The following is a 15,399-nucleotide window of genomic DNA, read 5'->3' on the forward strand; positions in this document are numbered from 1 at the left end:
CATGCGGACGATCTCGTCCTTGTGCTCCTGGGTGAAATGCCGCCTCTGTCGTGCCAACGGCCTTCCTTTCCGGTTCTCTCCCCAACTCTAGTTGGGGCCCTGTCCGGAAGATCCGGGGCACCTCAGTCCACCACGCCGCCCGCGCCCGGGGCGTGCCGGTTCCGGCGCCGGTCCGCACGGCAGGGGGGCAGGCGTGGGCCGACGACGAGCATGGCGTGCCGTGGACACTGCTGGAGTTCCTGCCCGGCCGCCCGGTGGAGCCGGTGACCTCCCACCTGGCCGAGCAGGCCGCCGCCCGCCTAGCGGCCCTGCACCGCCTGCCCGATCACCTCGACACCGACGCCGCCGCGGCCGCCGGGGTGCGGGTGGTGGCGCCCGACACCGCATGGGACCGGTGGCTGACCGCCCCCGACCAGACCTGGCACGAGGTCGCCGCGGTCGCCGGGCGGCACCGCGGCCTGCTGAACGCCTACCGGATCCATCTGGACCGCCTCCACCACCGCACCACCGACACCGCCGTGCTGCGCGCACCCACCGGGCAGGTGTGGGGGCACGGTGACTTTCACGGCCACAACCTGCTGCACCGCAACGGTCGCATCAGCGGCGTCCTGGACTTGGACGGCGTCGGCCGACGCCCGCGCATCACCGACGTGGCGTACGCGCTGCTCATGCTCGCCCGCGCCGGCAGCGGCGACTACCGACTGAACCCCCGCCTGCTGCGCTCCATCTGGACCGGCTACCAGAGCAACGCCGCCGCGCCGCTCACCCCAGCGGAAGCGTCCGGGGCGTGGGCGGCGATGCTGCTGTCCCAACTGCCCGACCCCGCGCATCTGGACGCGCTGGCGCGGACCGGCCGCGGCCTGGTTCCCGCGCTGGCCCGGCCGCTGGCGGCGCTGCGTGACCTGGCCGCCCAACGCACCCGCCTGACCGGGCTGCTGCTCGCCGAGGAGACGACACCGTGACCACGCTGCTGCTGCACTGCGGCCATGCCCGCGCCGCCGTCCACGCCGACGACGGTGCGTTGCTGGCGGTGCTGGCGGCCCAGTGCCGCCCCTGGATCACCGCCCAGCCGGCCACCAGGGTCCCGCCGGGCACCTGGACCGTGCGCATCGGCGACGCCGACGCCGGGGCCCGAGTGCCGTCCCGGACCGGCGCCTCCGTGCGGCTGCGCCCTGATCACCGACTGCTCCACCTCCCGGCGCCGGCTCCCTGCGACGACACCGAAGCCGCGGTGCGACCCGTGGTGCGGCTGCTGCGCGCCCTGCTGCGGCGCCAACTCGCCGCAAGCGGCGCGATGTTCCTGGAAGCCGCCGTCTTGGCCCTCGACGGTGGGGGCCTGGCACTGGTCGGCGGTGCACGCGCCGGAAAGACCACCACCCTGGTCGCCGCCCTGCGCCACCTGCACGGCACGCTGATCGCCAACGACGAAATCTCCCTCCACCTCGCCCGCTCTGAGCAGCGCACCGGCGCCGAGCCCGGAGTGCACGGGCAGCTGATCGCTCGCGGCTATCCCCGGGCCATCGAGGTCCGCCGGGACGCCCTGACCTACCTCGGCGCGGCCGCCGACCGCCTGGCCGCCGCAGCCGATCCCGGCAGCCCGCCGCAGGCGCTGTCATTGACGCCGCATCGCCTGGCCGCCGCGCTCGAGGCTCCACTGGCCGACGCGGTCGCACTGTCCGCGCTCGTGCTGCTTGCACGCGGCACCGGCCGACCCCGGCTACAGCGCCTCACCGGCCCGGACGCCGCCGCCGTGGCCGATCACCTCACGGTCGCCGACTCCTACGAGTCCTGGCTCCAACCCCACCTGCCCGCCCAGGACCCGGACCCGCGCGGCGCAGACCGCCTGCTCCAAGCGGTGCCGGTGTGGCGGCTGACGCAACCGCTGACGGACCTGCAGACCTCCGCTGACCTGCTCGCCGAACTGGCCCACCACCCGGAGGCATCGCGATGACGCGCCCAGCACTGGCCGTCGACCACCCGCCCATCGAACTCGCCCGCATCGCCTTCACCCAGCTCACCGGCGAGACGGTTGACCGCATCGCGCCGCTGTCGGGCGGCTGGGGCCACCTGTCGTGGCTGGTGCGGACCGCCTCGGGCCGCTACCTCATCAAAACCGGAGTGCGGCGCCCCCACCAGGCCGACCTGTTCCGGCAGGTCGCTGCCCAGCAACTCGCCGCCGCCGGCGACGTCACCACCCCGCTGGTCGTCGCCGTCGGCGACGGCAACGGCCCGCTCCAGCGACCCTGCTACGTGCAAACCTGGATCGAGGGGACCGACGGCGCCACCGCCCTGGCCCGCATGCACACCGACCAGGCCACACGGTTCGGTCACGGCCTGGGGGAGACCCTCGCCGCGTTGCACCGCATCAAGGGCCCCCGGTTCGCCGAGGACTGCGCCGGCACCGTCACCTACCCCACGTGGAAGGCCGCGTGCACCACCCGCCTGCAGCGGCTGATCACCGCGACCGAGCAGGCTCAGGCGCTCCCGGCAGCGGTCCTGTACCCGGTCGCCGACCGCCTCACCGCACTAATCAACGACCTGGACACCGCGATCACCCCCCGCCTCACCCACCGGGACGTGTACCTGCCCAACACCGTGATGCCCGCCCACCTCCCACACCAGGGCGCCCCGGGCGCCGTCGCGCTGCTGGACTGGGAAGCCGCCGCGTTCTACGACCCGGTGTGGGACTTCGTCAAACTCGGCATGTGGGTGTTCGACCGGCACCCCCAGTTGCGCGCCCCGTTCCACCAGGGCTACACCGCCTGCTCGGCACTGCCCGACGGCCACGACGAGCGGCTGACGGTGTACCAGGGCATCGAATATCTTGCGGCGTTCCCCTACTTCGGGGCGGCATGGCCCGACTCGACCATGCTGGACGGCTTCCGCGGCCTGCTCGCCGGGTGGATGGACCGGCACGGCCTGGCCGGAGCCCTCCCGTGACCGCCCCCACACCAGCCGAACAGGCCCCGGCGCCGAACCCCGCGGCCGGCGGTGCAGGGCCGGTCACGGTAGTGGTCGGCGGCAGCAGCGGAATCGGCGCCGCGATCGTCCGGCGGCTGCACCGCGACGGCCACCGCATCCTGGCCACCTACTACCGCCATCGCCGACGCGCCGACACGCTCTCCGCCGACCTCGACCCCGCCCGGCAGCGGCTGGCGTTCGTTCCGGCCGACCTGACCGACCCCGCCGGCCCGGCCGCCCTCCTCACGCAAGCCGCCGCCCGGTTCGGGAACCCGAACTACGTCGTGCACTGCGCCGCCGTCATCGACACCACCCCGCTGAGCGAGATGACACCCGCCCGGTTCGACGAGGTCCTGCACGCCAACGTCACCGCCGCTTTTGTGCTGCTGCGCGCCGCCGCCGCGCTCCCCACCCTGCGCGCAGCGGTCGTCGTCTCCTCCATCGCCGCGGCGTTCACCGGCCCCGACTCGGCCGCCTACGAGGCGTCCAAAGCCGCCGTGTCGATGCTCACGCGGTCGCTGGCGGCCGCCTACGCCCCCCACGTCAGGATCAATGCCGTCGCCCCGGGGGCGGTCGAAACCGAACGCTCGCTGGCCAACCCGGACTTCCCGCGCAGCATGCTTGGCGCCCGCATCCCGCTCGGCCGCCTCGCCACCCCGCAGGACATCGCCGGCGTCACCGCATTCCTGCTCGGCGACGACGCCGCCTACCTGACCGGGCAGGTGATCACCGCCGATGGCGGCCTGTCGGTCAAGCTCACCTGACCCGGAACCTGAACCGCCCACCGACCAGCACGGGAGGACCTTGCCATGGACGACCCGCACCCGAACGGACGCGCCGCCGCCGCACGGCTACGCCGGCTGGTCCCCGCCGGCGCACACGCCTACAGCAAAGCCGCCGACCAGTGGCCGCCCAGCGCCCCGCCGCTGCTCGACCGCGGCGAGGGCGCCCTGGTGTGGGACGTCGACGGGCACTGCTACGTCGACTGGTTCCCGGGCCTGACCTGCTGCCCCCTCGGCCACGCCCATCCCGCCGTCACCGACGCCGTCCACCGCGCCCTCACCCGCGGCACCGCGTTCCAACTGCCGACCCGGACCGAACTCGACGCCGCCGAGACGTTCCTGAGCACGGTCGCCGCCCCCGACGACATGGTGAAGTTCACCAAGAACGCCTCCGACGCAGTCGACGGCGCCCTCAAACTTGCCCGCTACGCCACCGGCCGCGCCCTGGTCGCCAAATGCGAACAGCACCCGTTCTTCTCCACCGGCGACTGGTTCATCGGAACCACCGCCGCGTCCGGCGGCACCCACCCCGAACCCGCAGCCCGGACTCTGAACTTCTCCTACAACGACACCGGCGGCATCGAGCGGCTCTTCGCCGCCCACGGCGACGACCTCGCCGCAGTCATCTTGGAACCGGCCCGGTTCACCCCACCCGACCCGGCCCACTTCACGCGGCTGCGCCATCTGTGCACCACGCACGGCACCGCCCTGGTCTTCGACGAGACCGTCAGCGGCCTGAAGTACCGGCTCGGCGGAGCCCGCACCCTCACCGGCGTGCACCCGGACCTGACCTGCTGGGGCAAGGGCATCGGCGGCGGCCTGCCGCTGGCCGCACTCACCGGACGACGCGAGTTGATGGAACTCGGCGATCACACCCGCCCGCTTCCCGGCCGACCGCCGTTGTTCCTGCTGTCCACCACACACGGTTCCGACGGCGCCGCCCTGGCTGCCATGGTCGCCACCGTCAACGAGATCGCCGCCACCGACGCCATCACCCGCGCCCACGCCACCGGCGCCGCGCTCCGCCGCGCCATCCATGAGGTATTCACCGACAACGGCGTCGCCGGCCACCTCCAGCTGACCGGCTACGACTGCTTCCTCAACATCGACGCTACCGGGAACTCCAACGTCGGCGCGCCGCAGCTGAAGACGCTGTTCCTAGACCTGATGATCCGCTCCGGCGCACTGGTGCGCGGCATCCTCTACCCGACCGCCGCACACACCGCCCAGCACCTCGAATCGACCACCCGCGCCGCCCAGCACGCCGCGGCGGACTGCGCACGCGCCCTGGACGGCCAGCCCGGCCAGCTGCTCACCGCCGCGCACCGGCCCCTGTAGCGCGGGAAGGTTCATTCACGGACGACGCTGTATCCGACACCGCCCACCTGCAGCATCGCGGCCACACCATCGGGATACCACGGCATCAGAGCGCTGGCCTGCTCCACCGGCACCCAGGCCGCGAGCGACACATCCTCGTCATCGGGACCAGCAGCCGGCTTTCCAGCCAGCAGCTCGGCACGGAAGACGTGGAACACGTCGTGCACCTTGCCGTCGATCCGCTCGCTGACGTGGACGACGGCGCCGACCTCGACATCGACGCCGGCCTCCTCCTTGGTCTCTCGGCGGGCGGCCTCAGCGAGGGTCTCCCCGTCCTCTCGCTGCCCGCCCGGCAGGCTCCAGGTGTCGAGATTGCGCACCAGCAGCACCTGGTCGCCGACCGTGTCGGCGACCAGGGTGTAGGCGACGTCGATCCGCTCCACCGGTTCCTCCAAGGTCGTGTTCGGTTCGCGAACGCCCACAGGCGCGCATCCATCTTCTTGTGCCCGAACGGACCGTGACCTGGTGTCAGGACGCCAGCGGGGACCCCACCTTCCGGTGGGCGCTGCCGTTCGGCCACGGCCACGTGCTCAAGCACCTACACATCGACAGGCAGCCCTGCACCGTCACCGTTCACGGAATCACCTGAAGCGGGTGACCGCCCGAGCTCGGGCCCGTGCCTATTGTGTCGCCTTCGTCCGCAGCCCGCCTCATGAACGCATGGAGCGTCGAGTGAACAACAAACGAGCCGGGCCAGCCGACACGTCGACCGTGCGTGCCGGCACCGGTGTCCGGCCTGCGGCTGGTCGAGGTGTATTCGGAGCGGTTCGGCCTGGACCGGGTCTCGCTCAGCACGGATCCGTGGACGGCGGCCACCGAACCCCAACCTCAGCAGCCCTGTGAGACGCGAGGATTAGAAGCCGACCGGATATGAGACTCACGGTCTCATCTGACCAGGCCGTGTACTTTGTCGCCGCGCAGGAGCGGCTTGTCATCGGGGCCCTTGGGGTAGGGGCCGCGGTAGATGACCTTGTGTTGCTGGAGGCTCGGGTACCACTGCCGGACTTTGTGCATCCGGACAATCCATCGGTGCTGCCAGTTCTTGCTGGCGGGCCCCTGGTCGATCTTGCGGTTGGTCCGGCGCAGCTGGATGACGCGGACGTCAGCGGGCATGCCAGAGCGGTCAGCTTGCAGGCGGGCGGCGTGGTTGGTCTCGACGTCGGCGGCGACGGCGATCCTCTGCGCGCAGAGCCGCCAGAACGCATACAGCATCCGGATGGTGAAGCTGTCGGTGGTGTCTTCGACGATGCTGTCCGGCTCGTACTCGCCGACGACTCGGTTTTCGTCGACCCCGTGGACCTGCTGCACCATTCGGGTGGCGTCCCGGTTGCGCTGAAGTCGAGCGAGGAACTCGTCCCGGGATCGACGCTGTTCATCGGTGGCCTGGTACCGGAACGCGTAGCAGCGGACGGCGTCCAGCAGCAGCGGCGGCAGGGGCGTGCCCTGTTCGCGGGCGGTGCGTGCCAGATCCAGGAAGCTGTCGGGTTGAACGGGCCCGTGCGTGTCGTCGTAGGACGATACGCGCACCGCGGGATGGTGCCGTATAGCGGCACCATCCCGGGTTGCGCCCCAGACGGTCGCTGGAGTGTGCCACGCGATCGCTTTCATGTCGGCGATGGTGGCTGCGGTGGTCTGGATCAGCACGGGATGCGGAAGCACGAGCAGGCCGCTGGGTGCCGGAAGGTCTTCGGCGTCCAAGAGTTCCAGGTCGTCGGGCTCCAGGGCCTGAGCGGCGGCGATGACCACGTCGCAGATCTGTGGGGACATGATGAAAAGTTCCGCGGCCGCCAAGTGCTGCGCCTCGTCAGCCACCACGCGCTCGGCGGCCGCGTTCCAGTCCTGGGGAAAGGGCGGCTCGTAGCCCATGCCTCCAAACAACAGCGCCGCGGCCACCTGCTTATCGTTCTCAACATGGGCAAGCTGATGCCGGTATCCCGCAACCAGCTTGGTCGCGTGCCACGTGCTCGCGATCGGCGCGTCTGCCAAGTGCGTCGCCGTGGCGATCCGAGCATCACGCGCCGTGCGTGCGGCATGCGCCTGGGTCCACTTGCGGGTACGGGGCCGGGCCATGTTTATCGCCTCCCGCGGCGATGATGACATGCGGCACCGACAGACCTCGTGGTGCGCATGTGCCGGTAGCCACCAGGCGCACGCCGCCGCCGGTCACGCCCCGGAAGGCCCGGCGTACCGTGCGACAAATCGGATCGTCGTTGGTCGGCTCTCCAGAACCGCTCCTCGCTGCGAGCCCACGAGTAGCCCCCTCATCAAGGACTTCGCGGAACCAATCGCCTGAGAAAGCGCACCGTGGGTGTCAGCCCGGGCGGTCCATCGCCCGCCGGATCTGCAGGGTTTGTGCCTGGGCGCTGGCGGCCTCGGCGGTCCGCTGGTAGCTGCAGATGACGCACTGGCCGATGCCGATCTCGGCGAGCAGGCCATCGTGGTTTTCGGCGACCAGGGACAGGTTGTCGCAGACCGGGCAGTCCTCGACAGTGGTTTCGTCGTCCTTGTGGTGGGGGCGGTGCAGCGAGGCGTAGTCGATGGCCGCGCGCCGCTGGACCTCCTCGTCGCCCAGCAGGAACAGATACTCGGTGGCGCGGCGCCGTTCGGCGCGGTCGGCGGCGGGCACCGCCGCCTCGTGCCGGCCCTGCAGTTCGTCCATCACGGTGCGCAGTGCGGGGTGCCAGTCGAGCTCTTCGAGGGCGTCCACGTGATCGGCGGTGAGGACGGCGCCGGTGTGCTGGCCGGTGTCGCGGGCGTGCCGAATCGCCTGGGTCGCTTTGATCGCGGTGTGCAGTACCTCCACCCGCACCGGGGTGACGTCGCCGGTCTGCCGGGCCTCAAGGAGCGTGGGACCGTGTTCCTGGTCTGCCGGTTCGTGCGGCACGTGCCACACGCCGGGCTCGCGGCTTTCGCCTTTGGCCTTGACCACCTCCAACAGCCCGGCGGCTGACCGTACCCGTTGGCCCTCGATCTCGTTCCCGGGCCAGGTGTGCGCCACGATCGCGGCCAGTCCGTTGGTGAGCGCCTGGTCGAACACGCCCTCCACCCCGTCGCTGACCCGGTCGTAGCCGACCGCGATGGTGCACAGCGCGTACTGCCGGGCGCGGCCGCGCTGCACCGCGGTGTCCTGGGCACCGCGCGGGCTCAAACGCCCCGCCCCCGTGTGCGTGCCGTCTCCAAGCAGGCCGAGGGATCGGGGGATGCGAGGGTGCGCCCACGGGAGTCAGGGCCGTGAGCCTGGAGTTCGTCCGCACCCTCGGGCAGGTCGCGGCCAGTGTCGCGCACCGAGAGCCGGGCGCGGGTGCCTTCGATCTTGGCGATCGCGACGCGCGCCCACGGGCCTGGATTTGAGATGTCGCGCAGGGCGTGGGCGGCGGCTTGCGCTCTGGATGCGAACAACGGCACCGGCGAATGATAGCCGCGACCTGCCCGCGCGGTCTGCGGCGTCATTACCCCCCGGAGCATCACCGCGAACCGCAACGCCCGCAGTTCGTCGCCGTCATGACACCCCCACCCAGCACGCGGCCCACTCTCACCCACGGCTGTGTCTGGGAGTGGGTGGGTTCGGTGTGCCGGTGGCCATAGCGTGAGGGGCATGGAGATCAGAGGGGACATGGAGGCGCCGTACCGGGTGGTGGACGCTGGGTTTGGGCCGTGGGTGGGCCGGGGGCCAGTCGGTCTCGAGGAGGAGGCGATGGCGCCCGGCGGCGCCGCGCGTAGGGCGAAGGCCCAGCGGCGGGCGGCCGATCCGCGCCCGGCCGTCTTGGAGGTGGAGCCGGCGCTGGTGGAGGAGGTGGTGTATCAGCATGGCCATACCCGCGAGGTTCTGCCGCTGGCGGAAGTGGAGGCGGAGTATGGGCCGGTGCGGCCGGTAGGGCCGCCGCCGGACGCGGACGTGATGCGGCTGCTCGAGTTGGTCCGCGCGGCGGGGGGCAGGGCGCTGGGCACGCTGGCGGCGGCGCTGTACGCCGTGGAGTTGCGGATCGGGGCGTCCGGGCCGCAGCCGGTGCCCGAGGGCGGGTCGGACGTGCCGGAGCTTCTGATGCCGGCCGATCCGCTGACGGCGGGACGACCCGGCTCACGTGAGGCGATGGACTTCATCGACTTCGTCTGGACGGTCGGGCCGACGATCAGCGGCGATCGCCTGGATGAGGAGCTGCACCGCGAGGCGACCGTGGTCTTCTACCGGTGGGCTACCGGGCCGGTCTTTGTGGAATTCGCTGAGAATATCGCGGAGATGCTGGCTCCGCTCATCGAGGATCACGGCATCGCCTCGGTCGCCGATCTCCTCCTCCTGAGTGAGGAGCGGATCGAGTGGGCGGTCTCGAAGACCTCACTGTAAACCGCTTCTTCGATTCCAGGCCCCGAGTGTCATTTCGGCGGGCGTCGCAGCAGCAGCCGCGTCAGGTGCCCGCCCGCCAGGTAGTCGCTGATGGCGTCCGCGAACGTGGTGAGCCTGGCGCCGTCAGCCAGCACGTCCGCCGTCTCGGGCGGGGTGTTCTTGCGGCGGCGGCGTGGCTTCCCTCCGGCACGGGTGTGCGCCTGCACCAGGTCGGCGTCGACCTCCGCCAGCCCCGTCACCGGCACGGCGGGCAGCCGGGGCCAGCCGCCCGCGGCCGCTGGGTCGACGTCGGCGAACGCGTCGAGGGGGTCGGTGCCGTCGGCGGTGGCCTGGCAGACCGCCGCCGCGGCCATCACATAGCGGGTACACGCCGCTCGGTATGCCTCCTCCAGCTCGGTGAGGTAGACGGCGAGCGCCTCGATGTAGGCGTCGGCGGCCTTGCCGAGCGCGGCCCGGTAGCGGTCGGCCGCGCGGTCGGCGGCAGTGCGGCACGTGGCGGCCGCGCGGTTGCGGCGCCGTACCGCGGCCTGCAGCGGGGCGGGTAGGGCGTCGGCGTCGACGTCCTCCGCGGGCACATCGACGCGAGCGGCGCTTTCGGGGAGGGTGTCCAGCGCGCGGCGGGCGGTCCGCGTCGCGGTGATCTCGGTGCGGAGCCGGGCCGTGTGCTGCTGCAGCTGGGCCAGGCGCTCGTCGACGGCGCTGGGCCACCGGCGGGGATGCCCGCCGGGTGCGGGAGCGTCCACGGCCGGGTAGGCGCGCGCGTAGGCCTCCCACAGCTGTTCGTAGTGGGCGCGGCCGGCGTCGGTGAGACGCGCCCGGTCCGGTCCGTCGTATCTGCGCGCCATCTCCACCAGCGGGTCGGGCTCCCGCTCGGTCAGGTGCCGCCAGGCGCCGCTGTAGCCCCAGACCTTCTTGCCGTCCGGCTCGGCCCGGTAGACCTCGGCGAGCATGCGCCACAGCCCTTCGCCGAGCATCCCCTTGCGGCGGGCGCCGGGCCGGGCCGGGTCCAGGCCGGCGGCGCGGCACACCGCCCGCCCGGACTTGGTGAGCTGCACCTCCAGCCAGTAGTCGGCGATCGGTGCGGCGGGCCGCCGCGTCTGGATCAGCCCGCGCTCCTCCAGCACTTTCAAGGTGGCGCCCGCGCCGGAGTCGCGGACTCCGGCGTACCCGAGCCGCTCCTGCAGCAGCCCCCGGTTACCGAACGACTCGCCGACCGGGCCGTAGTCCAGCCACCGCCATTCCGCCGCCGGCACCGACCGTTCGCCGCGGGTCCAGGCGCTCTTGGCGTCCCGCTCGACTTCCTGATCTACCTCGTAGACCACGCGCATATAGGTTCGTTGGCGGTCGTTGAGGCCGTCCCAGATGCGGGCGGCTTTCTGCGCGGCGGTCTCCCGCTTTCCCGGCCCGCTCACCGCACCGCACCAGCAGCGTGTTCGGCCAGGTCGGCCATGTCGGCCAGGGCCTGCTGGACTCGCCAACGGGCGGTGAGCCCAAGAGCCAGGTCGGTGTCCCCTTCGGCGGCGATGTCGGCGCGGGTGACCGCTACGGCACGTGCGCCGGAGCGGGCCAGGTCCGGGCAGACCGCGAGCGACAGCACCGCGCACCGCTCGTGCAGCGGCGCAGAGGTGCGGCACCGCCCGGCCTCGTCCACCACCACGACCGCAGCCGCCGCCTCGCACGGCAAGCCGCAGGTCTGGCAGCACCATACGGTCTGGGCTTGGACGAGGCGGGCGCCGTGGACGAGCTTCCACAGCGGCCCGGCCGCGGCCGTCACGGGGGTGAGCCACGGCACCGGGAACCCACCGCGCTGGGGCCGCGGCCAACCGGGCGGGCACAGGTCCGGCGCACCGGCGGCGACGGCAGCGTCCAGTTCCCGCCACACCGGCGCCCCGATCGCCAGGTTGGGGCAGTGCGGGTTGCCGCACACCAGCCACCCGCCGAGCGGATCCAGCAGCCGCGGCAGCGCGCAGTCCGGGCACGGCAGGTCCGGGCACGGTACCTCCGGCGCCGCTGTGGTCCCGGCCAGTGCGCTGAGCGCCGGCGGCTCGATGTGGACGGGGCAGGTCATCGGGGGCCTCCGTTCCATTGTCCGGGCGGCTTCATGGTCGGGCCGACGCGTCCGCGGGCGACCATCATCGGTCGTCGCGGTCGGCGCGCGCGGCCTGTTCGGCGGCGGCCGCGCGCTCGCGCTGCGCGTGCGCGTCGTCGCGCGCGGCCTCCAACTGGCGCCGCACCTCGGCCAGCGTGGCCTCGGCAGATGCCTGCGCTGCCTGCAGGCCGGCGCGAGCCTCCGCGGCAGCCTCCTCGGAGGCCTGCCGGGCCGTCTCGGCCGCCTGCAAGGCTTCGCGCGCCTCCTGCAAGGCGCGGCCGGTCTCCTCGGCGGCGGCCACCGCGGCGCGCTCGCGCTCCTCGGCGGCGGCGAGCTGGGCGCGGGTCTGCTCTAGGGCGCCCTCGGCCGCCCCGGCGCGTTCGGTGGTGGTCGCATGCCGCTGACGTTCGTCGACGAACTGCCTGCTCGCGTCGTCACGTTCGGAGAGCGCGTTCTGCAGCGCGTCCCGCAGCCCGGCGGCCTCCTCTTGGACGGCTTGGAGCCGCGCCTCGGTATCGGCGGCCTGCTGCTCGGCGACCCCGCGCAGATGCGCTGCGGCGGCGGCTTCCTGCTCGGCGTTCTCGCGGGCTTGCTGTGCCTGCCCGGCCTGCCGCCACGCCTGCTCGGCTTCGGTGCGCGCCTCGGCTACCTGTTCGCGCGCGTCCCGGCGGGCGGCGGCGACCTTCTGGTCGCGGTCGGTGCGAGCCTCGCGCGCGGCGGTGTCAGCGTCGCGCTCGCGTTGCTCGGCCAGCTCGGCGCGGGTGTCGGCCTCGGCCTTCTCGCGGCGCGCGGTCTGTGCGGCTTGGATCGCCTCCTCGGCCTGTTTGATCGCGTCGGCAACCGCGCCGTTCAGCAGTTTGGTGAGTGCACCGGTGTGCTCACCAAACGCGGCGAGCACCTGGGCGAGCTGCGCTGTCTCGCCGCGCAGCGTCCGGGCGGGCCCGAGCTCGGCGGTCTCGGTCTTCCGCTCGGCCTTGTAGCGGGCGGTGCGGTGCTCGGGGCAGCAGTACTCGGCGTCGCGGCGCGTGCCGCGCGGGATCGGCCGGCCGCAGTGCTTGCAGGGGCGGCGGCTGGCGGCCTGGGTGGCCGCGGTGCGGGTGGCGACCGCGGCGGGGCTCAGGTCGTCCTCGGGGACCGGGCCGTCGAGCAGTGCCAGCGGCTCGTCCTGGTTGGCGGGCTCGTCGTCGAGCCGGCCGAGCTGCTCGCGGTCGTCCTCGTCGGGCTCATCGCGGGGATCCGTCATGTGATCAAGCATATCAAGCGTTCCGTTCCCTTGCTAGAACGATTATGGCAACGGAACGGAACGTATAAGAAATAATCTTGAAGACATCACACAATGCTGATTGTGTTGGATCTGATGCTGTGCGACGCTGAGAGCGCCCCAGCCCATCGAAAGGGCCCGGGGGTGAAGGGGGCTAAGCGAGCCCCGTCCATTGACAGAAGGAGAGGCCCCAGATGGCCGAGACGCCCGGCGAAGACAACGCGACCACGACCGCACAGAAAGTGGTTCACCGTCATGACGCTGCAGCTACCGCTGGCAGGCTGACGCTGTGACCAGCACCTTCTGGCGCGGCCGTGCCCGGACACGCCAGCGCCGCGACGTTCCGCCCGGGGATCTGGACCGCACGCGGGTCCGCCAAGCCCTCCAGGACGCCGACCCGCGCGCGTGGGAACTGTTCCTCGCCCAGTACGAGCGGCTCACCAGCGAGATCACATTCCAGATCGGCCGCCGTGAGGCGTTCGCCGGCCACATGTTCTCCCTGCTGGGCTCCTGCTTCACCCTGACGGTCGCGGCGGTGACCGCCGCGAAGCTGACCGGGACCCCGCTGCTGGGCCTGTACGGCGGCGAGACCGCCGCGCTGCTGTTCCCGACCCTGCTGGCGTTCCTGCTCGCGCAGCGCGAGCACGCCGACTACCGGATCGGCCAGGCCGCCGCGTTCGTCCGCGACTTCGCCGAGCCGATGCTTCCCGACGGGCTGGGCTGGGACTCCATGCGCAAACAGCTATGGCCGGACCGGCCAGGCCGCGGCCAGGGCCCGGCGCTGCGCCAACCGGCTGGTCTGCAGGTTCGCTCGATACGTCTCGCCGTCGCCACCCTCGACGGGCTCGCCCTCACCGTCGGCACCGCGGCGATGGCCGCCACCACCATGACCGGGCCGTGGTGGACCTGGGTGATGCTCCTTCCCGGAATCGGCCTGCTCGCCACCGCCGTCCACGGCACCATCCGATCCATGCGGATGATCCGGCACACCCGCGTCAACGGGCCCATCGCACGCTCACCCCGAACAGAGGAGACCAGGCCATGACGGCCCCAACGCACGAGGACCCCGGCCGTGGGGACGTGCCCACGCCTCGCCAGGTCCTTGACACCTCCGTGACCGGTGCCGCCACCATCGGGGGCCTCCTTCGAGGGCTGCTCACCGAAGTGTGGGGCGCCCCCCGCGCCGCCAGCACGCGCCGCCAGGTCTACATCGCGCTGGCCAAGGCGGGCCACATCATCGGCACGTTCGACTGCCAGGGCCGACTGGACGACGTCGACGCCGCCGCTGCGGACCGGTTGATTGGCGCGCTCATTGACGCGCTCACCGTTCCACCGGGAACCCCGGCCGAACATCGAGCGCAGGCCGCCCTCGCCCGGTCCCGGGAGGCGCTCACCGCGATGGAGATCTGCAACATGCCCGGCCCGGACGGGAAGGTCAACATCACCGTCACCGATGTGCTGGAGGAATGGCGGGACTCCCTCGAGGCCCCGCCTGGCACACCCCACGACGCCGACACGGCCCGGTCATGACGGACAGGCCGATCGGGCGTGACGCCCTGCCAGGCGAGCTGGAGGGGCCGCCGAACCCGCCGTGGCTCGCGTGCCGCCGGTGCGGAGCCGACTGCACGCGGGCCGGCCACCCGCACGGCTGCCCCCGCACGCCGGGCTACACGCTCATCGCCGGGCTGGCGCTGCGGCCGTGCTACTGCGGCCAGACGATCGTGGCGGCCCCGGCCTGGCTCGCCACCTGCTGCGTCGGTACCCCGCCCGTCCGCATCCCCGGCGGGTGCGTCGACTGCGGCGACGACCACTGCAAGGTCTGCGACCCCGACGATGAGCCGGAGAGGGGGGACGGCGGATGGCGGCACGCCCGCTGCCACGACGCGCGTTTCTCCGCAGAGGAGGCGGCCCGGCGCCGCACCCAGCGCCACGCACCGCTGGGAGTGGTCGACGCCCGTTGACCCTTCAATCCGCGCCCCACCCCGGCCACCAGCAGAAAGGAACCACCCGTCGTGCCCAGCTTTGAGGACCTCGTACTGCAGAAGACGATCACCGATCACGGGCTGCGTCCCAACTGGGCCGGGAACATCCTCGCGGCCCTCGGCCACGCCGACGGCTGGGGGCGCGTACCGAACGGTGGGCTCACCCGTGAGGAGCTGGGGATCCTCCACTGCATCAAGTTGAGGGTGGAGGGGCGCGCCGACAAGCCCGAGGACGACTCACTTGAGTACGCAGGTACCCGGGGCCTACTCGGCTGGGTCTTGGAGATCATCCTGAACGACCCCCAGATAGCCGAGCGCGAGCCGGAGTTCTGCGAACTGGTCGCCGGGTTCGACCGCGCCCTCCGCGAATACCACTCCCGGGCGGCGTGCGCCCCCGATGTCGACACGCCGTGAACCCCTGGCCGCGTGCCAGCGAGGCCGCGACAGCAGCCTCTGCGCGGACAAGCGATCCGATCCCTGAAAGACATCCCAGGAGTGAACGATGTCAAGCAGCAAGCTCGTGATGATGCGACCAGGCGGTCGCCTCGTCATAGAGCGTGCCGGTTTTGAGGCAGCCGTGCAGGATGCCGACCAGCCGGTTGGCG

At 72.1% G+C, this 15,399-nt stretch carries 16 protein-coding genes; 10 read left to right on the forward strand and 6 right to left on the reverse strand.

Annotation, left to right across the window (positions count from 1 at the left end):
- Positions 1-50 precede the first annotated feature (50 nt).
- Genes ACTWPP_RS44355 through ACTWPP_RS44375 form a run of 5 tightly spaced genes read left to right on the forward strand, consistent with a single transcriptional unit; the run spans position 51 to position 5,081 of the window.
- Positions 51-962 carry a phosphotransferase enzyme family protein gene (locus tag ACTWPP_RS44355; RefSeq protein WP_443110504.1) on the forward strand — a complete coding sequence of 304 codons (912 nt, stop codon included), beginning with the start codon at positions 51-53 and terminating at the stop codon, positions 960-962.
- Positions 959-1,951 (forward strand): hypothetical protein, encoded by a 993-nt coding sequence (locus tag ACTWPP_RS44360; RefSeq protein WP_443110505.1) that lies wholly within the window; start codon positions 959-961, stop codon positions 1,949-1,951. The genes ACTWPP_RS44355 and ACTWPP_RS44360 overlap by 4 nt, the downstream gene beginning before the upstream one ends.
- The gene (locus ACTWPP_RS44365) at positions 1,948-2,940 is read left to right on the forward strand and encodes a phosphotransferase family protein (protein ID WP_443110506.1); all 993 of its coding nucleotides are present in this window, start codon (positions 1,948-1,950) and stop codon (positions 2,938-2,940) included. The genes ACTWPP_RS44360 and ACTWPP_RS44365 overlap by 4 nt, the downstream gene beginning before the upstream one ends.
- Complete coding sequence (locus ACTWPP_RS44370) at positions 2,937-3,725, forward strand: SDR family NAD(P)-dependent oxidoreductase (protein WP_443110507.1); 789 nt, start codon at positions 2,937-2,939, stop codon at positions 3,723-3,725. The genes ACTWPP_RS44365 and ACTWPP_RS44370 overlap by 4 nt, the downstream gene beginning before the upstream one ends.
- A gap of 45 nt (positions 3,726-3,770) precedes the next feature.
- Positions 3,771-5,081: an aminotransferase class III-fold pyridoxal phosphate-dependent enzyme gene (locus tag ACTWPP_RS44375; protein WP_443110508.1), complete on the forward strand. Its 1,311-nt coding sequence runs from the start codon at positions 3,771-3,773 to the stop codon at positions 5,079-5,081.
- 11 nt (positions 5,082-5,092) lie between these two features.
- Here ACTWPP_RS44375 and ACTWPP_RS44380 read toward each other — a convergent pair whose 3' ends face one another.
- The 3 genes from ACTWPP_RS44380 to ACTWPP_RS44390 all read right to left on the reverse strand — a co-directional run bounded on the left by ACTWPP_RS44380 (position 5,093) and on the right by ACTWPP_RS44390 (position 8,268).
- Positions 5,093-5,503, reverse strand: coding sequence for an NUDIX domain-containing protein (locus tag ACTWPP_RS44380; RefSeq protein ID WP_443110509.1), 411 nt, complete (start codon positions 5,501-5,503; stop codon positions 5,093-5,095).
- Between the two features lie 502 nt (positions 5,504-6,005).
- A complete protein-coding gene (locus ACTWPP_RS44385; RefSeq protein WP_443110510.1) occupies positions 6,006-7,190 on the reverse strand; it encodes a hypothetical protein in 1,185 nt (394 codons plus the stop codon).
- Between the two features lie 241 nt (positions 7,191-7,431).
- On the reverse strand, positions 7,432-8,268 hold the full coding sequence (locus tag ACTWPP_RS44390; protein WP_443110511.1) for a hypothetical protein: 837 nt from the start codon (positions 8,266-8,268) through the stop codon (positions 7,432-7,434).
- A 447-nt stretch (positions 8,269-8,715) separates the two neighbouring features.
- Here ACTWPP_RS44390 and ACTWPP_RS44395 point away from each other — a divergent pair, with 447 nt between their 5' ends.
- A complete protein-coding gene (locus ACTWPP_RS44395) occupies positions 8,716-9,462 on the forward strand; it encodes a hypothetical protein (protein ID WP_443110512.1) in 747 nt (248 codons plus the stop codon).
- A gap of 29 nt (positions 9,463-9,491) precedes the next feature.
- Here ACTWPP_RS44395 and ACTWPP_RS44400 read toward each other — a convergent pair whose 3' ends face one another.
- The 3 genes from ACTWPP_RS44400 to ACTWPP_RS44410 all read right to left on the reverse strand — a co-directional run bounded on the left by ACTWPP_RS44400 (position 9,492) and on the right by ACTWPP_RS44410 (position 12,794).
- Positions 9,492-10,874 carry a hypothetical protein gene (locus ACTWPP_RS44400; RefSeq protein ID WP_443110513.1) on the reverse strand — a complete coding sequence of 461 codons (1,383 nt, stop codon included), beginning with the start codon at positions 10,872-10,874 and terminating at the stop codon, positions 9,492-9,494.
- Positions 10,871-11,530 carry a hypothetical protein gene (locus ACTWPP_RS44405; protein WP_443110514.1) on the reverse strand — a complete coding sequence of 220 codons (660 nt, stop codon included), beginning with the start codon at positions 11,528-11,530 and terminating at the stop codon, positions 10,871-10,873. The genes ACTWPP_RS44400 and ACTWPP_RS44405 overlap by 4 nt, the downstream gene beginning before the upstream one ends.
- A 64-nt stretch (positions 11,531-11,594) precedes the next feature.
- On the reverse strand, positions 11,595-12,794 hold the full coding sequence (locus ACTWPP_RS44410; protein ID WP_443110515.1) for a hypothetical protein: 1,200 nt from the start codon (positions 12,792-12,794) through the stop codon (positions 11,595-11,597).
- 307 nt (positions 12,795-13,101) lie between these two features.
- On the opposite strand from ACTWPP_RS44410, the gene ACTWPP_RS44415 reads away from it, so the two are divergent.
- From ACTWPP_RS44415 to ACTWPP_RS44430, 4 genes are read left to right on the forward strand one after another with little or no spacing between them, the layout of a single operon-like run.
- Positions 13,102-13,857 (forward strand): hypothetical protein, encoded by a 756-nt coding sequence (locus ACTWPP_RS44415; RefSeq protein ID WP_443110516.1) that lies wholly within the window; start codon positions 13,102-13,104, stop codon positions 13,855-13,857.
- Entirely contained in the window at positions 13,854-14,342 is a 489-nt protein-coding gene (locus ACTWPP_RS44420) for a hypothetical protein (RefSeq protein WP_443110517.1), read from the forward strand. Before ACTWPP_RS44415 ends, ACTWPP_RS44420 begins: the two co-directional genes overlap by 4 nt.
- The gene (locus ACTWPP_RS44425) at positions 14,339-14,773 is read left to right on the forward strand and encodes a hypothetical protein (RefSeq protein WP_443110518.1); all 435 of its coding nucleotides are present in this window, start codon (positions 14,339-14,341) and stop codon (positions 14,771-14,773) included. Before ACTWPP_RS44420 ends, ACTWPP_RS44425 begins: the two co-directional genes overlap by 4 nt.
- 51 nt (positions 14,774-14,824) lie before the next feature.
- The gene (locus tag ACTWPP_RS44430; protein WP_443110519.1) at positions 14,825-15,208 is read left to right on the forward strand and encodes a hypothetical protein; all 384 of its coding nucleotides are present in this window, start codon (positions 14,825-14,827) and stop codon (positions 15,206-15,208) included.
- The last annotated feature ends 191 nt before the right edge of the window (positions 15,209-15,399 follow it).

Source organism: Actinomadura sp. 3N407 (assembly GCF_052245875.1).
GTDB lineage: Bacteria > Actinomycetota > Actinomycetes > Streptosporangiales > Streptosporangiaceae > Spirillospora.

Coding starts and splice junctions, on each gene's coding strand:
- ACTWPP_RS44405 (WP_443110514.1), bottom strand. CDS start 11,530: ATGACCTGCCCCGTCCACATCGAGCCGCCGGCGCTCAGCGCACTGGCC.
- ACTWPP_RS44385 (WP_443110510.1), bottom strand. CDS start 7,190: ATGGCCCGGCCCCGTACCCGCAAGTGGACCCAGGCGCATGCCGCACGC.
- ACTWPP_RS44410 (WP_443110515.1), bottom strand. CDS start 12,794: ATGACGGATCCCCGCGATGAGCCCGACGAGGACGACCGCGAGCAGCTC.
- ACTWPP_RS44395 (WP_443110512.1), top strand. CDS start 8,716: ATGGAGATCAGAGGGGACATGGAGGCGCCGTACCGGGTGGTGGACGCT.
- ACTWPP_RS44425 (WP_443110518.1), top strand. CDS start 14,339: ATGACGGACAGGCCGATCGGGCGTGACGCCCTGCCAGGCGAGCTGGAG.
- ACTWPP_RS44420 (WP_443110517.1), top strand. CDS start 13,854: ATGACGGCCCCAACGCACGAGGACCCCGGCCGTGGGGACGTGCCCACG.
- ACTWPP_RS44375 (WP_443110508.1), top strand. CDS start 3,771: ATGGACGACCCGCACCCGAACGGACGCGCCGCCGCCGCACGGCTACGC.
- ACTWPP_RS44365 (WP_443110506.1), top strand. CDS start 1,948: ATGACGCGCCCAGCACTGGCCGTCGACCACCCGCCCATCGAACTCGCC.